This window comes from Bradyrhizobium sp. SZCCT0148, assembly GCF_018129985.1.
In the GTDB taxonomy this organism is placed as follows: Bacteria; Pseudomonadota; Alphaproteobacteria; order Rhizobiales; family Xanthobacteraceae; genus Bradyrhizobium; species Bradyrhizobium japonicum_H.
The window spans coordinates 61,871-85,245 of sequence record NZ_JAFCKT010000017.1 but is presented as its reverse complement, the minus strand read 5'-3'; the positions used below and the strand labels follow the sequence as shown (position 1 = coordinate 85,245).

The following is a 23,375-nucleotide window of genomic DNA, read 5'->3' as shown; positions in this document are numbered from 1 at the left end:
GTGTGCATTTTCGCGCAGCGGACCGCGGGTGCCAGCCGGCACCCGGCCTTCCCTGCGCCCTCTTGGATTGGAGGGTGAAGCGATCAAGCAAAGCTCGGGCGAAACGCGCCGCGGGAACGAGAAGGCGTGTCTGCCAACACCTACTCACTGTCATCGCCCGGCCAGTGCGCACTTGCGCACAAGGACCGGGCGATCCAGTCCTCCGAGACGGAGGTGATTGAACCGAGAAGCCGCGGCGTACTGGATTCCCCGCCTTCGCGGGGAATGACACTGATACTTGGAAGACTAGCCGTCGCCCCGTACTCGTCATTGCGAGCGCAGCGAAGCAATCCAGAAACTCTCGGCGGAATGACTCTGGATTGCTTCGCTGCGCCCGCAATGACGAGGGAAGAAGTTCACGTCACCACGAAATCGGAATTCGCTGTGCAAATCCGCCCAGGTCTGAATCCGGACTCAGTGGCTGTCGGTCGAGCGACCGGTTGTTGTTGCGACGTGCGAACGAGGCGCCAGGCGGGAAGGCATAATCGGTGAACTTGCGCTCGCCCGGAAGAACCTCGGTGCCGCCGTCCAGCCAAGACCGTTTGCTCACATAGATGCGCGTATGCGGGCCGGACCGATAGGACCCGTTCGGGCCGCGCGGGCCGTATTCATAGACGGCGCTGTGTATCGCCGGCTCTCGATGGCGCTTGCCGGCGGTCGCGGCATGCGCGGTCAGAGTCGAGAGAAGGAAGGCGGCCAGCGCCGTTCGGATCATGTCGCGCGCGCTCATCGGCAAATGTCCCATGCGAATTCCTGATGGCGCCGCCTCTCGCACCGGTCCCGGACCTTGTAAAGAAGTCACGCGTTACGGAATGTTGTCGAATATTCGCGCGGGCCGCGCCATGGCGCGACGGCTGCAAGAGTCGGCCACTCGCTGCCGCGCAGGGCCGGAGACCGCTGCTGCCCATGCGCAGATGCGGCGCGCGCAATCGATTGGGCGCACGAAATTCAACGCGCAGAAACATGCGGCAATCCCAAAGCCACACCGCGGCCACAGCGTTCCCGTCTTCAGAGCATGCGAAGTGCTGTTGAGGTGTGGAATGTCGTTCTTGCGGGCCTGGTCGATCGTCGTGGCGATGAGTGCTGTATCGATTGCGAGTTCGTTTCCGCTTGCGCTGTTGCCGCAACGGGCGGTCGCGCAGGTCGCGGAGACGATCCTGGTCGAAGGCAATCGCCGGGTGGAGGCCGAGACGGTCCGCTCCTATTTCAGGCCCGGTTCGGGCGGACGCCTCGATCAATCCGTCGTCGACGACGCGCTCAAGGCGCTGATCGCGACCGGCATGTTTCAGGACGTGAAGATCAATCAGTCCGGCGGCCGCATCGTGGTGTCGGTGATCGAAAATGCCGTGATCGGCCGCATCGCCTTCGAGGGCAACAAGAAGATCAAGGACGAGCAGCTTTCAGCGGAAATCCAGTCCAAGCCACGCGGGACGTTTTCCCGCGCGCTGGTTCAATCCGACACGCTGCGCATCGCCGAGATCTACCGGCGCTCCGGCCGATATGACGTGCGGGTCACCCCTGAAATCATCGAGCAGCCGAACAACCGTGTCGATCTCGTCTTCACGGTCGAGGAAGGCGCCAAGACCTCGGTGAAGTCGGTCGAGTTCATCGGCAACAGCGCCTTTTCGGCGGCACGCCTGCGCGACGTCATCAAGACGCACGAGAGCAATCTGCTCAGCTTCCTCGGCAGCAACGACATCTACGATCCCGACCGGGTCGAGGCCGACCGCGACCTGATCCGCCGCTTCTATCTCAAGAACGGCTTCGCCGACGTCCAGGTGGTGGCCGCACTCACCGAATACGATCCGGAGAAGAAGGGCTTCCTCGTCACCTTCAAGATCGAGGAAGGCGCCCAATATCGCATCGGCTCCGTCGACTTCCGCTCCAGCATCGCCAATTTCGACACGGGCACGCTCCGCGCCTATTCGCGCGTCGGGGTCGGCTCGCTCTACAACGTCGAACTGGTCGAGAAGTCGGTCGAGGAGATGCAGATCGAGGCCTCGCGCCGAGGCTATGCCTTTGCCGCGGTCCGTCCCGGCGGCGACCGGAATTTCGAGGCGCACACCGTCTCCGTCGTGTTCAACATTGACGAAGGTCCGCGCACCTATATCGAGCGCATCAATTTGCGCGGCAACACACGCACGCGCGACTACGTGATCCGGCGCGAGTTCGACCTCTCGGAAGGCGATGCCTACAACCGCGCGCTGGTCGACCGTGCCGAGCGTCGGCTGAAGAACCTCGACTACTTCAAGAGCGTCAAGATCGTCACCGAGCCGGGCTCCTCCAGCGATCGCGTGGTCCTGATCGTCGAGATGGAAGAGAAATCGACCGGCGACTTCTCGATCTCGGGCGGCTACTCCACGAGCGACGGTGCACTGGCCGAAGTCTCGGTCTCCGAGCGCAACCTGCTGGGCAAGGGGCTCTATGCCAAGGCGTCCGTCAGCTACGGCCAGTATTCGCGCGGCATATCGCTGTCGTTCGTCGAGCCCTATCTGCTCGACTACCGGATGGCGCTCGGGTTCGACACCTATTGGAAGCAGCAGAAATCGAACAGCTATACGAGCTACGGCGTGACCACGCTCGGCTTCTCGCCGCGTATTGGCCTTGCATTGCGCGAGGACCTCTCGCTTCAGCTCCGCTATTCGCTCTATCAGCAGAGCATCACGCTCGCCAGCGCCTATAACAATTGCAACAACAATGCGTCCAACAGCTCGCTGGCCTTCAACCCGACGCCTTCCTACATCCAGAACGTTCTGGGTGGCGTCGATCCGACCAATTCCACGAGCTCGGGAGTCTATGGTTATGGCTGCTACGGCGACGGTGAATCGAGCCTGCCGGTCCGCAAGGAGCTGGCGAACGGCGCGACCTGGACATCGGCCCTCGGCTACACGCTGAGCTACAACACGCTCGACAACACCAGGAACCCGACGGGCGGATTGCTGGTCGACTTCCGGCAGGATTTCGCAGGGGTCGGCGGCGACGTCTCCTATCTGAAGACCGTGCTGGACACCAAATACTACACGCCGCTCGTCTCCGACATCGTCAGCGTGATCCACCTCCAGGGCGGCCTCCTCAGCAAGCTCGGCAACCAGGATTTGCGCATGCTGGATCACTTCCAGATGGGTCCGAGCCTGGTGCGCGGCTTCGCCTCGAACGGCATCGGTCCGCGCGACATCACGTACTGGAGCCTCGGCGCCAACGGCGATGCGCTCGGCGGCACGAAATACTGGGGCGCGTCCGCGGAATTGCAGATGCCGTTCTGGTTCCTGCCGAAGGAAGTCGGCCTGAAGGGGGCTGTCTACGCCGATGCCGGCTCGCTGTGGGGTTATCAGGGACCGACCTCCTGGTCGGCCACGGCTGAGGTCAACACCAAGGCGTGCCCGACCTGCGGACTGCAATATGACGACGGCAACACGGTGCGATCGTCGGTCGGCGTCGGCCTGATCTGGGCCTCGCCGTTCGGGCCGCTGCGCTTCGATTACGCCGTGCCGATCACGAAGGGCAAATACGACGTCGTGCAGGAGTTCAGATTCGGAGGAGGGACGTCGTTCTAACCCGCGAGAATGCGGCGGCAGGCCTCGACGTACACCTCCGCCCCGGTCACAATATCGGCGTCGGTGGTGTTCTCGGTCCAGTGATGGCTGATTCCGCCGATCGACGGCACGAACAGCATGGCCGCGGGCATGACGGTTGCCAGCATCTGCGCGTCGTGGCCGGCGCCGCTGGGCATGCGAACGGATCGTCCGCCGGCCAGCGCCTTGCTCGCGGCTTCGATCGCATCCTGAAAGCTTGAGTTCATCAGGGCGGGCGCACCGGTGCGCAGCTTCTCGACAGTGACGGTGCAGGGACCTTTCGCGCTGACCTCGTCCGCCATGGTGCGCAGCAATTGCTCCAATCGCGCGATGACAACCGGATCGTCGTCGCGGATCTGGAACAGCATTTCGGCTCCGCCCGGAATGATGCTCGGTGCGCCCGGATCGAGCGTGATGCGGCCGGTGGTCCAGACCGTGCGCGGACCGCAGGTGGCCGGAAATCGCTCGTCGATCGCCACGCAGAATTTGGCCAGCGCCAGCCCTGCGTCCTTACGCACGGCCATGCGCGTGGTGCCGGCATGGTTCTGCTCGCCGGTGAAGCTGACGCGATATTGCCAGATGCCGACGATGGAGGTGACGACGCCGATCGCGAGCTTGCCGCTTTCCAGCGTGTCGCCCTGTTCGATATGCGCCTCCAGATATCCGACGTGGCGTCCCGGCTCGACGCGGACGCGTGGACGGCCAGCAAGCCCCATCTCGGTAAGCGCGTCGCGCATGCTGCGGCCGCTGGTGCGGTCGCGCGCGGCGTCGATCTCGGCTTCGGTCACCTGCCCGACAAAGGAGCGCGAGCCCAGGAAGCTGCCGAAATGACCTTCCTCATCGCACCAAACGGCGACTTCGACGGCACCGTTCACGGAGGGATCGGCATTGAGCACCCGCGCGGCTTCGAGGGCATAAATGACGCCAAGCGGGCCATCGAGCCAGCCTGCATAATTCTGGCTCTCCAGATGCGAGCCGGCAAGAAGCTTCGGCCCGGACTTCGCGCTGGTGCCGAAGACGTTGCCGATCCCGTCGATCGCGGAGGAGAGACCGGCTTCGGGCAGCTTCCGTGCCAGCCAATCCAGCGATTGCTTGTGCGGCTCGGAGAAGGTCGGCTTGTGCACGCCGGTCTTGTAGGCGCCGATGGCGCGGAGTGCATTGAGGTCGGCGAGAACGCGCGCCCCGTCGGCGGAAGGACGATTGTCAGGCATGCTCGGCGACCTTCAAGGCCTCGGTACGGATTTCCTCGACCAGCCGCTCCTTGAGCTGGACGAACTCCGGCGTGGTCTTGATCTTGTAGGAGCGCGGATGCGGCAGGTCGACGGTGATCTCGGCCTTGATGCGGCCCGGCCGCGCGCTCATGACGATGACGCGGCTGCCGAGGAAGATCGCTTCCTCGATGTCGTGGGTCACGAACAGCACGGTCTTCTGGTCGCGCTCCCAGATCGCCAGCAGCATCTCCTGCATCAGGGCGCGGGTCTGGTTGTCGAGCGCGCCGAAGGGCTCGTCGAGCAGCAGGATCTTGGGGTCGTTGGCGAGCGCGCGCGCGATTGCGGTGCGCTGCTGCATGCCCCCGGAGAGCTGCTTGGGCCAATGGTTTTCGAAGCCGGACAGACCGACTTGACGGATGAACGCGTCGGCGATTCCGTGGCGCTCCGCCTCGGAGACGCCCCGCTCGCGCAGGCCGAACGCGATATTCTCGCGCACGGTGAGCCAGGGAAACAGCGTGTAGGACTGGAACACCATGCCGCGATCGGCGCCCGGACCCGTCACTTCGCGGCCGTCGAGCGTGACGCGTCCGCCGGTCGGGCGGTCGAGGCCGGCAACGATGCGCAGCAGCGTGGACTTGCCGCAGCCGGAGGGCCCGAGAATGGTGACGAAGTCGTTGTTGCCGATGACGAGATCGGTCGGCTCCAGCGCCTTGGTCGGGGCGTTGCCGTGGCGCGCGGGGAAGGTGCGCGAGACCTGTTCGATCTTGAGGATCGTCATGCGAGCCTCCACGGAAACAGCCAGGCGTTGAACGCCTTGAACATGAAGTCCGAGAGCAGGCCGATCAGCCCGATCACGATGATGCCGAAGATGATCTGCCCGGTGTTGAGCAGCGCCTGGCTGTCGGTGATCATATGACCGATGCCCGAGGACGAGCCGATCAGCTCGGCAACGATGACGTAAGTCCAGGCCCAGCCCAGCACCAGCCGCAGGATCTCGGCGATCTCGGGCGCGGAGGAGGGCAGCAGCACGCGGCGGATGATGCCGCGATCGCTGGCGCCGAGCGTATAGGCCGCTTCAACCAGATCACGACGCGTGGTGCCGACCGTCACCGCGATCATCAGGATGACCTGGAAAACCGAGCCGATGAAGATGACGAGCAGCTTCTGCAGTTCGCCGATGCCGGCCCACAGGATCAGCAGCGGGATGAAAGCGGAGGCGGGCAGATAGCGCGCGAAGGAAACGAACGGTTCGAGGAAGGCTTCGACGGGCTTGTAGGCGCCCATCAGCACGCCGATCGGCACTGCGATGATGGCGGCGAGCGCAAAGCCGCCGACGACGCGCCAGATGGTCATGCCGATGTCGTACAGGAAACCCTGCCTGACGATCAGATCGACGCCTTCCTGCACCATGGTCAGCGGATTGGCGAGGAACACTTTCGACACATGGCCGCCGAAGGTCGCCCATGACCAGAGGGCAACGAACACCACGAAGAACGCAAAACCATAGGCCACACGTTGCTTCGATGTCACGGGATCCAGAGGGCGCATCAACGATCTATCCAGGCGATGAACGGGATCGCCGGCCCCGCTGCGAGACGGAGCCGGCGGCTATCGAGGCGTTACTTGATGAAGCTGGCGTCGTAGAGGTCCTCGACCTTCGGCGCCGCCTTGATGATGCCGATCTCGAGCAGCAGCTCGGCAGCCTCCTTGTTGAAGGTCAGGAAGTCGCCCGCGAAGAACTTCTGGTTCGCGGCCTTGTCCTGCCAGCGCAGATACTTTGCCGAGTTGCCGAACTGCTCGCCGCTCTGCTTCACGTCCGCGCCCATGATCTCATAGGCCTTGGCCTGGTCCTTGGCGATCATGTCGAGCGCCTCGAAATAGCTGTCGGCGAGCGCCTTGGCGGCCTTGGGATTTTCGGTCAGGAATTTCGGCGTGCAGCCGAAGGTGTCCATGACCATCGGGTAGTCCAGCGTGGTCGCGATGATCTTGCCCTTGTCGGGCGCGGCGCGTACCGTCGACAGATAAGGCTCATAGGTCATCGCGGCGTCGTTCTGGCCGGAGACGAAGGCTTGCGCGGCGGCTGCCGGCTCGAGGTTGACGACGGTGACGTCCTTCACCGTGAGGCCGTTCTTCTTCAGCATCCAGGCCAGCGCAAAATAGGGCGAGGTGCCGGGCGCGGAGGCGGCGACGGTCTTGCCCTTGAGGTCCTTGATCGCGGCCACGTCGTTGCGCACGGCCATGCCGTCGGCGCCATAGCTCTTGTCGAGCTGGAAGATCTGCTTGGTCGCAACGCCATTGGCGTTCCAGGAGATCCAGGTCTCGACCGTGGTCGCCGCGCACTGGATGTCGCCGGACGCGATCGCGAGGTGGCGGTCCTTCTGCGGGATCTTCTTGATGCTGACGTCGAGGCCGTTCTTCTTGAAGATGCCGGCTTCCTTCGCCAGCGTCAGCGGCGCGAAGCCGGTCCATCCGGAGATACCGACGCCGACCTTGACGTCGTCTGCGAGCACGGGAGCGGAAGCCGCGATTGCAATGATTGTCGCGAAAATTGTCGAACTACGCATGATTGTTGTCCTCTTGCCGATCGTTGGATTGACGTCCTGTTGATCACTGCCGGCCCTTGCGAGCCGTTGCCGGAAGCGTTGCACGATTTGTGCCGACATATCCTCTCAACCTCCCTTGAATCGCGCGACAAGGCGGTGAGAGTCACCGGGATAGAGCAGGCGCACGGCGGTGATGGTGCGCGCGCTGCGCCAGGTATAGCGGTCGATCACGAGACAGGGCGCGCCGACGGGAATTGCAAGTGCGCCCGCCGTGCGCTCGTCCGCAACGATGGCGCTGATCGTATGCTCGGCTTCTGTCCATGGGACATGATGAAGCAGCCAGGACCCTGGCGGCTCGCGCGAGAAATCCGCTGTGGCGGCGTCGGGCACGGACGACAAATCGATCAGCCTGTCCTCGATGGCGAACGGCACCTTGTCGGCGCTGTGCCGGCAGGAGATCGCCACCACCTTGCCGGCCTTCCGCACGCCGAGACGGTCACGGTCGGCCGCGGTCGCGGCGCGCAGCCTGCGATGGATCAGCTCATAGCCGTAAGCGCGGCCGAGCGCGGTGATCTCGGCGCGGATGTCGGCGATCTTGAGCACCGCAGACTGATGCTGCGGCCGGCGCACGAACGAGCCGGCACGCCGCCGCCGCTCGATCAAATCGGCTTGTGCCAGCTCCGACAGTGCCTTGTTCACGGTCATGCGCGAGCAGCCGTAGCGCGCGACGAGCTCGTGCTCGAACGGAATGCGATGACCCGGCGGCCATTCGCCGGTCAGGATGCACTTCTCGATGTCGGCGCGGATACGCTTGTAGAGCGTCGGCTGGTCGGCGGCGAGGCTCATGCGACGAGCCTCCGCACCGCCGCGTTGAAGCGCTCGCGCGCGATCTGGCGCAACCTGTGGCGTCCGCCTTCAACGACCTTGCTACCGCCGGCCCAGACGCAATCGATCGCACCACTGCTCGCGGCAAAGATCCAGCCGTCAATGGCTGCGTCGCCGGCGCGCTCCGATAGCGAAGGATGCGCCGTGTCGAGCGTGACGATGTCGGCGCGCGCGCCAGGGGCGAGGCCGACCGTCGGCTGGGCCAGTGCTTGCGCGCCGCCCGCAAGAGCATGGTCGAATAATGTGCGACCGGTGGAACGGCCCGCGCCGCTGGAAAGCACGTTGCGCGCGCGATGCTTCAGCCGCTGGCCATATTCGAGCTGGCGCAGTTCGTCGGCGACTCCGACCAGCACGTTGGAATCAGTACCGACGCCGAACGTACCGCCCGCGCCGAGAAATTCGCGCGCCGGGAAGATGCCGTCGCCAAGACTCGCCTCGGTGATGGGGCAAAGACCCGCCACCGCGCCGGACTTTGCGAACACGGCGACTTCCTCATCCGTCATGTGTGTCGCATGAATGATGCACCAGCGCCGATCGACAGGAGTGTGCTCGAGCAGCCATTGTACCGGTCGTCGTCCCGACCAGGCGAGGCAGTCCTCGACTTCCTTCACCTGCTCGGCGGCATGGATATGCACCGGGCCGCCCTCGGCGAGGGGAATGATCGCTGCGAGCTCGTCCGGCGTCACCGCGCGCAGGCTGTGCGGCGCGATGCCGATATTGGCGCCGGGCAATGTGCTGATTGCCTTGCGCGACGCTGTCATCAATGTCGCGAACTGATCGACCGAGCAGATGAAGCGGCGCTGGCCGTCATGCGGCGCGGCCCCCCCAAAGGAGCCATGCGCATAAAAACTCGGCAGCAATGTCAGGGCAATGCCGGAGGCCTCGGCCGCCTGCGCGATCCGCGCGGCCATCTCGGCGGGATCGGCATAGGGCGCGCCGTCGCGATCATGGTGCAGGTAATGGAATTCGCCGACGCGGGTAAAACCCTGCTCCAGCATCTCGACATAGAGAAGCGTCGCAACGGCGGCGACGTCATCGGGCGTCATTGCGAGGGCGAAACGATACATCGTCTCGCGCCAGGTCCAGAATGTGTCGGTGCTGTTGCCGCGCAGCTCGGCAAGGCCTGCCATGCCGCGCTGGAAAGCGTGGCTGTGCAGGCTCGCCAATCCCGGCAGCGCGACGGCGTGGCGCTCGTCGCCGGCGGCTGGCCGCACGCCCGCCGTCACCGCCGCGATCGCGCCGGCGGTAATGACCACCTGCACGTCATTGGCCCAGCCCGAAGGCAGGAGCGCAGAGGCGAAATGCAGTCGGGACATGATTGATGACACGCCGGCTGGACAGAAGAGCCTTACGATTATATGTCTAGACATATAAGTCAAGCATCCCAGGGCGTAGGGACATCCGCGAAGGGACCGTTGCATGGCAGAGCGCTTCGACCGGATCTGGCACAATGCCCGTCTCGCCACGATGCGGGCCGACCGGCCCGACCTCGGCGAGATCGAGCATGGCGTGATCGCCGCGCGCGGCGGCCATATCGTCTATGCGGGCGCGGCGGCGGACTTTCCTGTTGATGCCGACGCAATCAAGCGAACGGATTGCGAGGGGCGCTGGATCACGCCGGGCCTGGTCGATTGCCACACCCATCTCGTCTATGGCGGCAACCGCGCGCACGAATTCGAGCTACGCCTGAAGGGCGCGAGCTACGAGGAGATCGCACGCGCCGGCGGCGGCATCGTCTCCACGGTGGCCGCGACGCGCAAGGCGAGCGAGGCCGAACTCGTCGCGAGCGCTCTGCCCCGGCTGGATGCATTGATCGGCGAGGGCGCAACCACGGTCGAGATCAAATCCGGCTACGGCCTCGACACCGAGACGGAGATGCGGCAGCTCGCGGCCGCGCGCAGTATCAGTCGTCAGCGGCCGGTCGCGATCCGCACCTCCTTCCTCGGCGCGCATGCGTTGCCGGTGGAAGCCGATGGCGACAAGGATCGCTACATAGATTTCGTCTGCAGGGAGATGCTGCCGACCATCGCAAAGGCCGGACTCGCCGATGCCGTCGATGCTTTCATGGAAGGCATCGCGTTCTCGGCCGAGCAGACGGCGCGCGTGTTCGAGACGGCGCGGTGGCTCGGGCTGCCGGTCAAGCTGCATGCCGATCAGCTCTCGAACCTCGGCGGTGCTGCGCTCGCCGCAAAATTCTCGGCGCTGTCGGCCGATCATCTCGAGCATACCGACGAAGCCGGAGCCGCTGCGATGGCAAAGGCCGGCACGGTCGCCGTGCTGTTGCCCGGCGCCTTCTACTTCATCCGCGAGACGCAGAAGCCGCCGGTCGATGCGTTCCGCATGCACGGTGTTCCCATGGCGCTTGCAACCGACTGCAATCCCGGCAGCTCGCCGCTGACGTCGCTGCTGCTCGCAATGAACATGGGCGCGACGCTGTTCCGGATGAATGTCGCAGAATGCCTCGCCGGCATCACCCGTGAAGGCGCGCGAGCGCTCGGCGTGCTCGGTGAGACCGGCACCCTGGAAGCCGGGAAGTGGTGCGACCTCGCGATCTGGGACATCGAGCGTCCTGCAGAGCTGGTCTATCGCATCGGCTTCAATCCGCTGCATCGCCGGGTGTGGAGGGGACAGTGACCAGCCAAGGCGCAGCGATCGTCGTCACGCCGGGAACGGTCGGCCTCGACGATCTCGCGCGCGTGCTTGAAGGCGCGCCCGTCGTCCTCGATCCAACATATTGGCCGCGGGTCGAGGCTGCCGCGGCGATCGTTGCGACAGCCGCGCGCGAGGACGCACCCGCCTACGGCATCAACACCGGTTTCGGAAAGCTGGCCTCGAAACGAATTCCGCCCGACCAGACCGCGCTGCTCCAGCGCAATCTGATCGTGTCGCATTGCTGCGGCATCGGCCCGGCGACACCGCAGCCGATCGTTCGGCTGATGATGGCGCTGAAGATCGTCTCGCTTGGGCGCGGCGCCTCGGGCGTACGTCGCGAGGTGATCGAGCAGCTGCAGGACATGTTGATGCGAGGTGTCTATCCGCTGGTGCCGCAACAGGGCTCGGTCGGCGCCTCCGGTGATCTTGCACCGCTCGCGCACATGACCGCCGTGATGATCGGCGAGGGACAGGCGCTCGTTGATGGGAAAATTGTATCCGGCAGCGAGGCGCTCGCCGCCGCCGGTCTCGCGCCGTTGACGCTCGGCCCCAAAGAGGGACTCGCGCTGATCAACGGCACGCAGTTCTCGACCGCCTATGCGGTATCGGGTGTACTCCGAGCCTTCGGCCTGGCGCGTGCCGCGCTCGTGACCGGCGCCTTGTCGGTCGACGCGGCGATGGCGTCGACCGCTCCATTCCGCCCCGAAATCCAGGCCTTGCGCGGTCATCCCGGACAGATCGCCGCGGCCGCAACGCTGATGGCGCTGCTCGATGGCAGCGACATCCGCCTGTCGCATCTCGAAGGCGACGAGCGCGTGCAGGATCCCTATTGCCTGCGCTGCCAGCCGCAGGTCGCAGGCGCCGCGCTCGACCTGATCACGCAGGCCGCGCGCACGCTGACCGTCGAGGCTAACGCGGTCACCGACAATCCGCTGGTGCTGGTCGAGACCGGCGAGATCGTCTCCGGCGGCAATTTCCACGCCGAGCCGGTGGCCTTTGCCGCCGATGCCATCGCGCTGGCGCTGTCGGAGATCGGAGCGATCAGCGAGCGGCGCATTGCCACCCTGGTCGATCCCGCGCTGAACTTCGGCCTGCCGCCGTTCCTGACGCCGGATCCCGGCATCAACTCCGGCTTCATGATCGCAGAGGTGACGGCCGCCGCGCTGTATGCCGAGAACAAGCAGCGCGCTTCCGCCTGTTCGATCGATTCGACCCCGACCAGCGCCAACCAGGAAGACCACGTCTCGATGGCGGCCCATGCTGCGCGGCGCCTCTCCGACATGGCCGACAATCTCGCCGCCATCTTGGGCATCGAGCTTCTGGTCGCCGCCCAAGGCATCACGTTGCGCGCGCCGCATGCGACCAGCGCGCCGCTCGTCGCCGTCATCGCGAAGCTTCGCGAACAGGTGCCAGCGCTCGGGGCCGACCGCTACATGGCCGGCGATCTCGCCAAAGCCACCGCGTTGATCGAGGCCGACGCGCTGCCGGCCGCAACGCTTGCCAAGCTTTCAACCGATCCGTTTCCGAGACTGAGCTGAAGAGGTGCCCGCATGAATCGCCGACTGGACAATGACCGCACCATCCGCTCGCCCCGTGGCAGCGAGATCAGCGCCAAGAGCTGGCTGACAGAAGCGCCGCTGCGCATGCTGATGAACAATCTCGACCCTGATGTTGCGGAGCGCCCGAGCGAGCTCGTCGTCTATGGCGGCATCGGCCGCGCCGCGCGCGACTGGGAGAGCTTCGACCGGATCGTTGCGGCCTTGCGCGAGCTCGAATCCGACGAGACGCTGCTGGTACAGTCCGGTAAGCCGGTCGGCGTGTTCCGCACTCATGCCGACGCGCCGCGCGTGCTGATCGCGAACTCCAACATCGTGCCGCATTGGGCGACGCTCGACCATTTCAACGAGCTCGATCGCAAGGGCCTGATGATGTACGGGCAGATGACGGCGGGCTCGTGGATCTATATCGGCAGCCAGGGCATCGTGCAGGGCACCTACGAGACGTTCGTCGAAGTCGGCCGTCGCCATTATGGCGGCAGCCTTGCCGGCAAGTGGATTCTCACCGCCGGCCTCGGTGGCATGGGCGGCGCGCAGCCGCTGGCCGCGACCATGGCCGGCGCCTCGATGCTCGCGGTCGAGTGCCAGCCGAGCCGCATCGAGATGCGCCTGCGCACCGGCTATCTCGATCGACAGGCCGCGACGCTCGACGAAGCGCTGGCGATCATGGCGGACGCCGCGACGACGAAAAAGGCCGTCTCGGTCGGCCTGCTCGGCAATGCCGCGGAAATCTTCCCGGAGCTGGTGCGCCGCGGCGTCAAGCCCGACATCGTCACCGACCAGACCAGCGCGCATGATCCGATCAACGGCTACTTGCCGAAAGGCTGGACGCTCGCCGAGTGGGAGGCCAGGCGTAGCTCCGATCCGAAGGCGGTCGAGCGCGCTTCAAAAACCTCGATGGTCGAACACGTCCAGGCCATGCTGGATTTCCATGCGCAAGAAATCCCCACGCTGGACTACGGCAACAACATCCGCCAGATGGCGCAGGACATGGGCCTGAAGAACGCCTTCGATTTCCCCGGCTTCGTGCCCGCCTATATTCGCCCCCTGTTCTGCCGCGGCGTGGGGCCTTTCCGCTGGGCCGCGCTGTCGGGCGATGCCGAGGACATCTACAAGACCGACGCCAAGGTCAAGGAGCTGATGCCCGACGACAAGCATCTGCACAATTGGCTCGACATGGCAAAGGCGCGCATCAAGTTTCAGGGCCTGCCGGCGCGGATCTGCTGGGTCGGGCTCGGCGATCGCCATCGCCTCGGCCTCGCCTTCAACGAGATGGTGGCGCGCGGTGAATTGAAAGCGCCGATCGTGATCGGCCGCGATCATCTCGACAGCGGCTCGGTCGCGAGCCCCAATCGCGAGACCGAGGCGATGAAGGACGGCTCGGACGCGGTGTCCGACTGGCCCTTGCTCAATGCGCTGCTCAATTGCGCCAGCGGCGCAACTTGGGTCTCGCTGCACCATGGCGGCGGCGTCGGCATCGGCTATTCCCAGCATGCCGGTATGGTGATCGTTGCCGACGGCACGCCGGAAGCCGCCAAGCGGATCGAGCGTGTGCTGTGGAACGATCCCGCCAGCGGCGTGATGCGCCATGCCGATGCCGGCTACGAGACCGCGATCGACTGCGCCCGCGACAAGGGGCTCGATCTGCCGAGCCTGGCGAAGTAGCTAGCTGCTCGCCAGCAGCTTCGGCATCGTCGTCTTCGCGCCGTCCATGAAGGTCTGGACGGCGTCGCGGACGATGGCGTCGAGATCGGGCGGGATCGGCGTCTCGTAGATGAACTTGCGGATGGCAAGATAGAAGATACGGCCGTGCAAACCCCAGAACAGCTCGGTCTCGCGCTCGCTCAATGAATGCGCCTTGGCGTCGGGCAGCCTGAGCTCGTGGCGCAACTCGGCCGCCGCCGGCTCGATGATCTCGCGGCGGACGATGTCGAGATAGCGGCCGGTGATGCCGAACGACTTCATGCCGGAGAAGACGAAGATCCGCACCCAATTGTACTCGAACACGCGCTCGACATAGTCGAGATAGAAGCGCGTCAGCCTTGCTTCGAGCGACAGGGAACGATCGCGGATCATCGGACCCCAATCGGGCGACCAGCGGCTGAGATAGACCTCCTGGTAGACACGCTCGATCAACGCTTCCTTGCTGGGGAAGTGGCGATAGATCGCCGAATGCGTGATGCCCATGCGCTTGGCAAGCTCGCGGGTCTGCCCCTCGAAGCCGCGCTCTGCGAAGAAGCGGACCGCCTCGTCCACGATCGCGCGCTCGCGGTCGGCCGCGCGCATGTTGCGTCGCTTTGGCGCGGACTTGCTGCCTGTCGCGGTCCGCTTGCGGGCCGGTTGCTTCGCCGTTTTCTGCGCTTTTCGGGCCATCTCGTCGCTGAATCAACCTGCCGCTGTCTTCATAACCCAAGGTGCTTTTGTGACCAAATGGTCATTTCCTGTTGACCGGCCCCGAGAGGCATGTCAGGATTTTGAGACCAGATGGTTACAAATCTGGCATCCCGGCTGATGAGCCGATGGATCTCGAGGAAACGGCAGTGAAGGCGAGGGCTTTCAGCTATTTTCGTGCTGCGACGCTCGACCAGGCGCTGGATGCTCACGCTCGCGCCGGGGACGATGCGCGTTTCATCGCCGGCGGCCAGAGCCTGGTGCCGGCGTTGTCGCTGCGGTTGCAGGCGCCGCGGCTGCTGATCGACATCACCCATATCGACGAGCTGCGCGGGGTCAGGCGCGAAGGCGGGCATTTGCGCATCGGTGCGCTGACGCGCCATTGCGAGATGCTGAGCGAGCCTTTGATCGCCGAGTTCGCGCCGCTGCTGCATGCGGCGGCGCCGTTCGTGGCCCATCCCGCGATCCGCAACCGCGGCACCTTCGGCGGCAGCGTCGCACTGGCCGATCCTGCTTCCGAATTTCCTGCGATGACCTTGGCGCTGGATGCCGAGATCGAGATCGCCGGGCCCTCAGGCCGCCGCCGCGTCAAGGCCGACAACTTCTTCATCGACCTGTTCGAGACGGCGCTACAGCCCGGTGAGCTGATCACCGCAATCTACGTTCCGCTGTTCAGGGCGGATCAACGCTTTGCGTTCGACGAGTTGGCGCGGCGTCGTGGGGATTACGCCCTGGTCGGTTGCGGTATGCTCGCGACCTTCGCCGGCGAGCGCATCCACGACATCCGCATTTCGTACTTGTCAGTCGGCAATACGCCGACACGGGTGAGGGGGGCCGAGGCGACCTTGATCGGCCAGCGCCTGGATGCGGAGCGGATTGCCGCCGCGCAAGGCGCGCTCGAAGGCGATCTCGCGCCGCCCGAGAGCGACGAGGTGCCGCCCGCGATGCGGCTGCATCTCGCCCGCGTATTGCTTGGCCGCCTGCTCGGACGTCTCGGTGAGGCAGCATGAGCGGCTTCGACGATAGCGTGCTGAACGAGGCGGACGAGACGGTGCGCATTCGCTTGGTCGTCAACGGCCGCAAGGTCGTCTGCGAAGTCACGCCACGGGAGACGCTGGTCGATTGCCTGCGCGACAGGCTCGAGCTGACCGGTACGCATGCCGGCTGCGAGATGGGCGCCTGCGGTGCCTGCCTGGTGCAGCTCGACGGCCGCGCCGTGCATTCCTGCCTGATCTTTGCCGTGCAGGCCGACGGCGCCACCATCGACACCATCGAAGGACTGTCGGAGCGCGGCGCGATTGCGGACCTCCAGGCTGAATTCCACCGCCGCAATGCGCTGCAATGCGGCTTTTGCACGCCGGGTATGCTGGTCAACGCCCACGAGCTACTCTCGCAGGTAGCGCAGCCGAGTCGCGAGGAGATTCGCGACGCGCTGTCGGGCAATTATTGCCGCTGCACCGGCTATGAGGCGATCGTCGACGCCATCGACGCGGTGGCCAAGTCGCGCGGCACGCGCGGAGGCGCAACATGACCGCGCCGCTGACCTCGCTCGATCGCCCGAATTCCTACATCGGACGCTCCGTGCCGCGGCCGAATGCCAAGCGGTTGCTGGCCGGGCGGGGTCGCTATGTCAGCGATCTCCGTCTGCCCCGCATGCTCTACGCCGCGTTCCTGCGCAGTCCGCATGCGCACGCGAAGATCGTCGCGATTAAGACCGGCGACGCCTGCGCGCGCGAGGGCGTGCACCTCGTGGCGACGGGAGCAGATCTCGCAAAAATCTGCACGCCGTGGACGGGAACGCTGGATCATTTCAAGGGCATGACCTCCGCGCCGCAATGGCCGTTGCCGGTGGATCGCGTGGTCTGGGCCGGGCAGGCGGTGGTTGCCGTCGTCGCCGAGAGCAGGGCGATCGCCGAAGATGCGCTGGAGCTGATCGAGGTCGATTACGAGGACCTCCCTGTCGTCGTGGATCTCGGCGTCGCGCGCGAGGCCGGCGGCGCACTGGTCAACTCCGGCAGCGTCGACAACACCTGTTTCCGCAGCCAGCTCGACAACGGCACCGTCGACGATGCCTTTGCGCATGCGGCCCATGTGGTGGAGGAGGAGTTCACCTTCGGCCGCCATACCGCAGTGACGCTGGAGCCGCGTGCGATCGTCGCCGACTACGATCCGTCCGCAGGTACGCTCACCGTGCATCACGGCACCCAGACGCCGTATCAGTTTCAGGACCTCTACTCACGCCACTACAACATCCCGGAAGCCCGCGTCCGCGTGATCGCGACCGATATCGGCGGCTCGTTCGGGATGAAGCTGCATGTCTATCACGAGGACATGGCGGTGGTCGGCCTCTCGATCCTGCTCGGCCGGCCGGTGAAATACGTTGCCGATCGCATGGAGTCCTTCGTCTCCGACATTCACGCCCGCGACCATCGCGTCCGCGCCCGCATGGCACTCGACGGCAAGGGCGAGATCCTGGCGATGGACGTTGAGGACCTGACCGCGATCGGCGCCTTCTCGACCTATCCGCGCACCAGCGTGGTCGAGGGCAACCAGGTGATCCGCCTGATGGGCGCGCCCTATCGCTTCAAGAACTACCGCGCCACGCTGGAGGTGATCTTCCAGAACAAGGTGCAGACCAGCCAGTATCGCGCCGTCGGCCACCCCATCGCCTGCGCGGTGACCGAGCGTCTCGTTGACATGGCGGCCGCCAAGCTCGGCCTCGATCCCTTCGCCATCCGTGCGCAGAACGTCATCCCCGATGACGCCTATCCGCAGACGTCACCCACCGGCTATCGCTTCGAGGCGTTGTCGCATCAGGCTTGCTTGAAGCGCCTGCACGAGATCATGGACTATGACGGCTTGCGCGCGGAGCAGGCGGGCCTGCGCAAGCGTGGCATCCATCGCGGCATCGGCATTGCAACCTTCGTCGAGATCACCAATCCGAGCCCGGCGTTCTACGGGGTCGGCGGCGCCCGCATCTCCTCGCAGGACGGCGCGATCCTCAGCCTGACGCCGTCAGGCGAGGTGCGTTGCCTGATCTCGGTCACCGAGCAGGGGCAGGGTACCGAGGCGATCATCAGCCAGATCGTGGCCGACCAGCTCGGCCTTGCGCAGGAGCACGTCAAGGTCATCACCGGCGATACCGAGGTGACGCCGCACGGCGGCGCGACCTGGGCCTGCCGCGGGGCCGGCATCGGCGGCGAGACCGCGCTGCAGGCGACGCGCGCGCTCAAGCGCAACATCCTGGAGATCGCGGCACTGATCCTCCAGGAACGGCCGTCGGCGCTCGATATCGTCGATGGCCAGGTGGTGGACGCGGCGACGCAGAACGAGCGGATGCCGATCTCGGAAATCGCACGCATCGCCTATTTCCGTTCCGATACGCTCCCGCCGGGGACGCAGGCCCAGCTGACCGTCAGCCATCATTTCGCGCCGCAAGGCTATCCGTTCGCTTTCACCAACGGCATCCAAGGCTGCTCGCTGGAGGTCGATGTCGAGACGGGGCTCATCAAGCTCCTGAAGCACTTCATTGTCGAGGATTGTGGCCGCGTCATCAATCCGATGCTGGTCGACGAGCAGCTGCGCGGCGGTATCGTGCAGGGGCTGGGCGCTGCGCTGTTCGAGGAATGTCGCTACAGCGACACCGGCCAACTCGTGAACGGCTCGCTCGCCGACTATCTCGTGCCGATGCCGATGGAGATGCCCGACATCGTCATTGCCCATGTCGAGACGCCGACCGCCGACACCGAGCTCGGCGCCAAGGGGGTCGGCGAGGCCGGTACGGCGGCGGCGTCCGCCTGCGTGCTCAACGCCGTCAACGACGCGCTCGCGCCGCTCGGCGCCACGATCAATTCGATTCCGATCACGCCGATGAAAGTCCTGACAGCCCTGAAGCGCTTCTAGAAAAAAGACACTCGAAAAAGACCTTGGAGGAAATCATGCCTAAGTCCGGTTCGACCCCGAAAATAACCCGCCGCACTGTGCTCGCCGGCCTCTCGGCAGGCGCTGCCCTGCTCGCCATGCCGCGTATTGTCCGCGCCGCCGACGAGACGATCCGCATAGGGTTTCCGACGCCGCTGACCGGCCCGTTCGCGGCGGAAGCGCGCGACCAGGTCAAATGCGCCGAGCTCGCAGTCAAGCTCGTCAACGACAAGGGCGGCATCGGCGGCCGCAAGGTCGAGCTGCTGGTGCGGGACGACAAGCTCAACGCCGGCGAGGCCGCGACGCGGACGCTCGAATTGATCGAGAAGGACAAGGTTCACGCCGTGGTCGGCGCGCTCTCCAGCGCCGTGCAACTCGCGGTCAACGAGGTCACCCGCGCCCGCGGCGTGATCTACGTGTCGATCAGCCAGTCCGACACCATCAACGAGGCCAAGGACTTCAGCAAGTACACCTTCCACGAGGCTCTGAACCCGCACATGACGACGGCTGCGGTGGCGCGGCAGACCCTGAAGAAGGGCATGAAGGTCGCCCATCTCGTCGCCGACTATGCCTATGGCCATGAGATGCTGCGTGGCTTCAAGCGCGCGCAGGCCGCGATCGGCGCGGACAATGTCGGCGAGATCCTGCACCCGTTCGGTGCGGCCGATTATTCCACCTTCATGCCGCGCCTGATGTCGATGCGGCCGGACGTGCTGTGCATTTCCAATTTCGGCCGCGACCAGGCCAATGCGATCAAGCAGGCGGTCGATTTTGGCGTCAAGCAGCAGATGAAGATCGTCGTGCCGGTGATCCTGCACAACCAGCGCCTCGCGGTTGGCCCCGACGTGTTCGAGGGCGTGGTCGGCGGTGCCAATTATTATTGGGGCCTGGAGGCGCAGAGCAAGTCGGCGGCTGCGTTCAACACGGCGTTCAAGGCCGCCAATGGCGGCGCGATCCCGACCGATTACGGCGCCTACGGCTATTCCGGCGTCGGATCGTTGCTGGCCGCGATGCAGACCGCCGGCGGCACCGACACCGACAAGGTGATCGATGCGCTGGAGAAACTGCAATATGATCTGACCAAGGGGCCGCAGCATTATCGCAAATGCGATCATCAATCGGTGCAGTCGGTGCTGGTGCTGGAGTCCAAGAAGAAGTCCGCCATGGCGGGCGACAACGACCTGTTCGCCATTCTCGCCAACGACACCGCCTCGGACGACATGCTGCGCAGCTGCAGCGAGCTCGGCCATGCGACCTAAGACTTGAGCCGATGGACCTGTCGCTGATCATCATGCAGCTCCTCTCCGGGATCGCGCTTGGCGCGGTCCTGGTGATCACTGCGCTCGGACTGACGATCGTGTTCGGCATGCTTGGGGTGGTCAATTTCGCCCATGGCGCGCTGTTCATGATCGGGGCCTATGCGGGGCTGTATCTGGCCTCGCTGACGGGAAGCTTCTGGTGGGGGCTGCTGCTTGCGCCCATCCTGATCGGCGCCTTCGGCATGCTGATCGAGCTCGTGCTGATCCGCAGGCTCTACGGACGCTCGATCGACGATCCCCTGCTGCTCACCTTCGGCCTCAGCTACATCCTGGTCGAGGGCGTTCGCATCGTGTTCGGCAGCGACGGCATTCCCTTTCCGACCCCGCCGCAGCTGATCGGCGTGCTCGATCTCGGTATCGGCTTCTTCCCGCGCTATCGCCTCTTCGTCATCGCGCTGGTGGCGGTGGTGCTGCTGGCGCTCTGGCTGACGCTGGAGAAGACCCGTGTCGGCCTGATCGTGCGTGCGGGTGCGCGCGATCCCACCATCATGCAGGTGCTCGGCGTCGACATCGGCCGGGTGTGGCTCGCCATTTTCGGGCTCGGCGTCGGGCTTGCCGCGCTCGGCGGCGTACTCGCGGGGCCGATGCGCAGCGTCAATCCGGAGATGGGCTCGCTGGTTCTGGCAGAGGCCTTTGTCGTGACCGTGATCGGCGGCCTCGGCTCGATCGTCGGCGCGGTCTTGGCCGGCCTCATGGTCGGCATTTCCATCAGCCTGGTGGCGCTGTTCGCCCCTGAAATGGCGACCATCGTGATGTTCGCGCTGATGGCGGTGGTGCTGCTGATCCGCCCGCAAGGCCTGTTCGGCGTGAGAGGGAGGACGGCGTGACGCACCCTTCGAGCGGCGAGGCTCTCGCCAAGCCTGCGCCGGGCGGGCTCGGCCGGGTTCTCGACCACCGCGTGCTGCTCTCCATCGCCGTGCTGGCGCTATTGCCATGGCTGCTGCCGTCCAAGGCGCTGGCCGTCAACGTCCTGATCTACGGCGTCGTGGTGATTGGCTACAATCTGCTGTTCGGCTACACCGGGCTGCTGTCGTTCGGTCAGGCCGCGTTCTTCGGTGCGGGCGCCTACTTCACCGGCATTGCGATCGGCCGCTACGGCGTGCCGTGGTTCGCCGCGGTCGCGATCGCCGTGTTGCTCAGCACCTGCCTGGCAGCCGTGATCGGCATTATCTCGACGCGCACTCGCGGGATCTATTTCTCCATGGTGACGCTCGCTCTGGCGCAACTGGTCTACTACGTCGCGCTGCAGGCCTCCTCCTTCACCGGTGGCGAGAACGGCCTGCGCGGCTTCACCGTCGATCGCATCAGCCTCTTCGGCCTCCAGGTCAACTTCCTCGATCCCGTCAACAAATATTACGTGCTGATGGCGCTTGCGGCGCTGGCGATGTGGTTCCAGTCGCGCATCCTGAATTCGCCGTTCGGGGCCGTCATCGAGGCGATCCGCGAGAACGAGCAACGCGCGCGGGCCTGCGGCTACGACGTCGAGCGCAGCAAGCTGGTCGTGTTCATGCTGTCCGGCGCGATCTCTTCGCTCGGCGGCTGCATGCTGGCGCTGCACCTGTCGATCGTGCCGCTCGACCTCCTGCACTACCAGACTTCGGGCATGATCGTGATGATGGTGCTGCTCGGTGGCGCTCGCAGCTTCTTCGGCCCCTTCGTCGGCGCGGCGAGCTTCCTGATCCTGGAGGACGTCATCTCGCTGTGGACGCCGCATTGGCAGATCTTCGTCGGCGCGATCTTCGTGCTGTTCGTGCTGTTCCTGCCCAAGGGCATCTGGGGCACGCTGCTCGATACCCTTGGCATCGGAAAGGCGCGGCGATGAGCGGCGAACTGCTCCGCGCCGAAGGCATCGGCAAGCGCTTCGGGGGCTTCGTGGCGCTCGAGGATATTACCCTGTCCTTTGCGGCGGGGCAGCTCACCTCGATCATCGGGCCGAACGGCGCGGGCAAGAGCACGTTCTTCAACATCCTCTCCGGTGTGTTGACGCCGACGTCGGGCAAATTGCACTTCCGCGGGCGCGAACTGAACGGCCTGCCGCAGCACCGTTTCGTGCATCAGGGCATTTCGCGCTCCTATCAGATCACGAACATCTTCCCCGACCTGTCCGTGCACGAGAACGTGCGCGTCGCAGCCCAGGCGCTGACCGTGAGCTTCGACATCTGGCGCGACCGTGCCCGGCTGACCGAATTGCATGGGCGTGCCGATGCGGCGCTGGACGCGGTCGGCCTGCTCGGCAAGCGCGGCGATCTGGCGAAATTCCTCTCGCATGGCCAGCAGCGCGCGCTGGAGATCGCGATCGCGCTGGTCTCCGAGCCGGAGTTGCTCCTGCTCGACGAGCCGACCGCTGGCATGGGTCCGGAGGAGACCAAGGACATGGTCGCGCTGCTCGAGCGGCTCGCCGACAAGCGCACCGTGCTTCTGGTGGAACACAAGATGAAGATGGTGCTGGGCTTGTCCAAGCGGGTCGTGGTGCTGCACCATGGCCGTCTGCTCGCGGACGGCGCGCCCGACGACATCAGGAGCAATCCGGACGTGCGCCGGGTCTATCTCGGACAGAGTGAGGGTTATGGCTGAGACCGCGCTGCTCGAAATCGAAGACCTCCACGCCTGGTATGGCGCGAGCCACATCCTCCACGGCATCTCGCTGCACGTGAAGGAAGGCGAGGTGGTTGCCCTCGTCGGTCGCAACGGCGCCGGCAAGACCACGACCTTGCGAGCCATGATGGGCCTGATGCCGAAGGCGACCGGCCGCGTGCGCTTTGCGGGCAGGGAGCTCCTGCCGCTGCGTGCCCATCAGCGCTTCCACCTTGGCTTAGCTTACGTACCCGAGGAGCGGCGTATCGTTCCCGGGCTGTCGGTGCGCGAGAACCTGCGCCTCGGTCTGGTCGCGGCCGGCAGCGAGATCGACGAGCGCGCGGCCATCGACGAGATCGCCGAGACCTTCCCGCGCTTGAAGCAGCGGCTGGACCAGGAAGGCGTGACGCTCTCCGGCGGCGAGCAGCAGATGCTGGCGATCGCACGCGCACTGATCGGCAAGCCCAGGATGATCCTGCTGGACGAACCCTCGGAGGGCATCATGCCTGTGCTGGTCGAGGAGATGGGCATGCTGTTCCGCCGCCTGCGCGACGAGGGCAAGACGCTGCTGCTGGTCGAGCAGAACGTCGAATGGGCGCTGCGGCTGGCCGATCGGGCCGTGATCATCGACCAGGGCGAGGTCGTGCATCAAAGCAGCGCTGCAGCGCTGCTCGCGGACAAGGATATCCAGGAGCGCTACTGCGCGGTCTGA

At 65.3% G+C, this 23,375-nt stretch carries 20 protein-coding genes; 12 read left to right on the top strand and 8 right to left on the bottom strand.

Annotated features, from left to right (window positions below):
* Positions 1–400 precede the first annotated feature (400 nt).
* Positions 401–769 (bottom strand): hypothetical protein, encoded by a 369-nt coding sequence (locus JQ580_RS30360; RefSeq protein WP_249134549.1) that lies wholly within the window; start codon positions 767–769, stop codon positions 401–403.
* A gap of 310 nt (positions 770–1,079) precedes the next feature.
* Between JQ580_RS30360 and bamA the strand changes: the two genes are divergently transcribed.
* Positions 1,080–3,593: an outer membrane protein assembly factor BamA gene (bamA, locus tag JQ580_RS30355; RefSeq protein ID WP_212284471.1), complete on the top strand. Its 2,514-nt coding sequence runs from the start codon at positions 1,080–1,082 to the stop codon at positions 3,591–3,593.
* Here bamA and JQ580_RS30350 read toward each other — a convergent pair.
* The 6 genes from JQ580_RS30350 to JQ580_RS30325 form a co-directional block, all read right to left on the bottom strand.
* Complete coding sequence (locus tag JQ580_RS30350) at positions 3,590–4,822, bottom strand: Zn-dependent hydrolase (protein WP_212284469.1); 1,233 nt, start codon at positions 4,820–4,822, stop codon at positions 3,590–3,592. The genes bamA and JQ580_RS30350 overlap by 4 nt on opposite strands.
* Positions 4,815–5,600, bottom strand: coding sequence for an ABC transporter ATP-binding protein (locus JQ580_RS30345; protein ID WP_212284467.1), 786 nt, complete (start codon positions 5,598–5,600; stop codon positions 4,815–4,817). The genes JQ580_RS30350 and JQ580_RS30345 overlap by 8 nt, the downstream gene beginning before the upstream one ends.
* Entirely contained in the window at positions 5,597–6,370 is a 774-nt protein-coding gene (locus tag JQ580_RS30340) for an ABC transporter permease (RefSeq protein ID WP_212284487.1), read from the bottom strand. The genes JQ580_RS30345 and JQ580_RS30340 overlap by 4 nt, the downstream gene beginning before the upstream one ends.
* Positions 6,371–6,441: 71 nt before the next feature.
* Complete coding sequence (locus tag JQ580_RS30335) at positions 6,442–7,386, bottom strand: ABC transporter substrate-binding protein (protein WP_212284465.1); 945 nt, start codon at positions 7,384–7,386, stop codon at positions 6,442–6,444.
* A gap of 105 nt (positions 7,387–7,491) precedes the next feature.
* Positions 7,492–8,211 carry a histidine utilization repressor gene (hutC, locus tag JQ580_RS30330; RefSeq protein ID WP_212284463.1) on the bottom strand — a complete coding sequence of 240 codons (720 nt, stop codon included), beginning with the start codon at positions 8,209–8,211 and terminating at the stop codon, positions 7,492–7,494.
* Positions 8,208–9,566: a formimidoylglutamate deiminase gene (locus JQ580_RS30325; RefSeq protein WP_212284461.1), complete on the bottom strand. Its 1,359-nt coding sequence runs from the start codon at positions 9,564–9,566 to the stop codon at positions 8,208–8,210. The genes hutC and JQ580_RS30325 overlap by 4 nt, the downstream gene beginning before the upstream one ends.
* Positions 9,567–9,669: 103 nt before the next feature.
* Between JQ580_RS30325 and hutI the strand changes: the two genes are divergently transcribed.
* Genes hutI through hutU form a run of 3 tightly spaced genes read left to right on the top strand, consistent with a single transcriptional unit; the run spans position 9,670 to position 14,123 of the window.
* Complete coding sequence (gene hutI, locus JQ580_RS30320; protein ID WP_212284459.1) at positions 9,670–10,884, top strand: imidazolonepropionase; 1,215 nt, start codon at positions 9,670–9,672, stop codon at positions 10,882–10,884.
* Positions 10,881–12,440, top strand: a complete 1,560-nt coding sequence (gene hutH, locus JQ580_RS30315) for a histidine ammonia-lyase (RefSeq protein WP_212284457.1) — start codon at positions 10,881–10,883, stop codon at positions 12,438–12,440. The genes hutI and hutH overlap by 4 nt, the downstream gene beginning before the upstream one ends.
* A gap of 12 nt (positions 12,441–12,452) precedes the next feature.
* Positions 12,453–14,123 (top strand): urocanate hydratase, encoded by a 1,671-nt coding sequence (gene hutU / locus JQ580_RS30310; protein ID WP_212284455.1) that lies wholly within the window; start codon positions 12,453–12,455, stop codon positions 14,121–14,123.
* Here the strand turns inward: hutU and JQ580_RS30305 are convergent, their stop codons facing one another.
* Positions 14,124–14,744, bottom strand: coding sequence for a TetR/AcrR family transcriptional regulator (locus JQ580_RS30305; protein ID WP_212284453.1), 621 nt, complete (start codon positions 14,742–14,744; stop codon positions 14,124–14,126).
* 254 nt (positions 14,745–14,998) lie between these two features.
* On the opposite strand from JQ580_RS30305, the gene JQ580_RS30300 reads away from it, so the two are divergent.
* The 8 genes from JQ580_RS30300 to JQ580_RS30265 are packed head-to-tail and all read left to right on the top strand — an operon-like array spanning position 14,999 to position 23,375.
* Positions 14,999–15,859 carry an FAD binding domain-containing protein gene (locus tag JQ580_RS30300; RefSeq protein ID WP_212284485.1) on the top strand — a complete coding sequence of 287 codons (861 nt, stop codon included), beginning with the start codon at positions 14,999–15,001 and terminating at the stop codon, positions 15,857–15,859.
* The gene (locus JQ580_RS30295; RefSeq protein WP_212284451.1) at positions 15,856–16,380 is read left to right on the top strand and encodes a (2Fe-2S)-binding protein; all 525 of its coding nucleotides are present in this window, start codon (positions 15,856–15,858) and stop codon (positions 16,378–16,380) included. Before JQ580_RS30300 ends, JQ580_RS30295 begins: the two co-directional genes overlap by 4 nt.
* Positions 16,377–18,752 carry a xanthine dehydrogenase family protein molybdopterin-binding subunit gene (locus JQ580_RS30290; RefSeq protein ID WP_212284449.1) on the top strand — a complete coding sequence of 792 codons (2,376 nt, stop codon included), beginning with the start codon at positions 16,377–16,379 and terminating at the stop codon, positions 18,750–18,752. Before JQ580_RS30295 ends, JQ580_RS30290 begins: the two co-directional genes overlap by 4 nt.
* A 35-nt stretch (positions 18,753–18,787) precedes the next feature.
* Positions 18,788–20,029 carry an ABC transporter substrate-binding protein gene (locus JQ580_RS30285; protein WP_212284447.1) on the top strand — a complete coding sequence of 414 codons (1,242 nt, stop codon included), beginning with the start codon at positions 18,788–18,790 and terminating at the stop codon, positions 20,027–20,029.
* A gap of 11 nt (positions 20,030–20,040) precedes the next feature.
* Entirely contained in the window at positions 20,041–20,916 is an 876-nt protein-coding gene (locus JQ580_RS30280; protein ID WP_212284445.1) for a branched-chain amino acid ABC transporter permease, read from the top strand.
* Positions 20,913–21,911 carry a branched-chain amino acid ABC transporter permease gene (locus JQ580_RS30275; RefSeq protein WP_212284444.1) on the top strand — a complete coding sequence of 333 codons (999 nt, stop codon included), beginning with the start codon at positions 20,913–20,915 and terminating at the stop codon, positions 21,909–21,911. The genes JQ580_RS30280 and JQ580_RS30275 overlap by 4 nt, the downstream gene beginning before the upstream one ends.
* Positions 21,908–22,663 (top strand): ABC transporter ATP-binding protein, encoded by a 756-nt coding sequence (locus JQ580_RS30270; protein WP_212284442.1) that lies wholly within the window; start codon positions 21,908–21,910, stop codon positions 22,661–22,663. The genes JQ580_RS30275 and JQ580_RS30270 overlap by 4 nt, the downstream gene beginning before the upstream one ends.
* Complete coding sequence (locus JQ580_RS30265) at positions 22,656–23,375, top strand: ABC transporter ATP-binding protein (RefSeq protein WP_212284440.1); 720 nt, start codon at positions 22,656–22,658, stop codon at positions 23,373–23,375. The genes JQ580_RS30270 and JQ580_RS30265 overlap by 8 nt, the downstream gene beginning before the upstream one ends.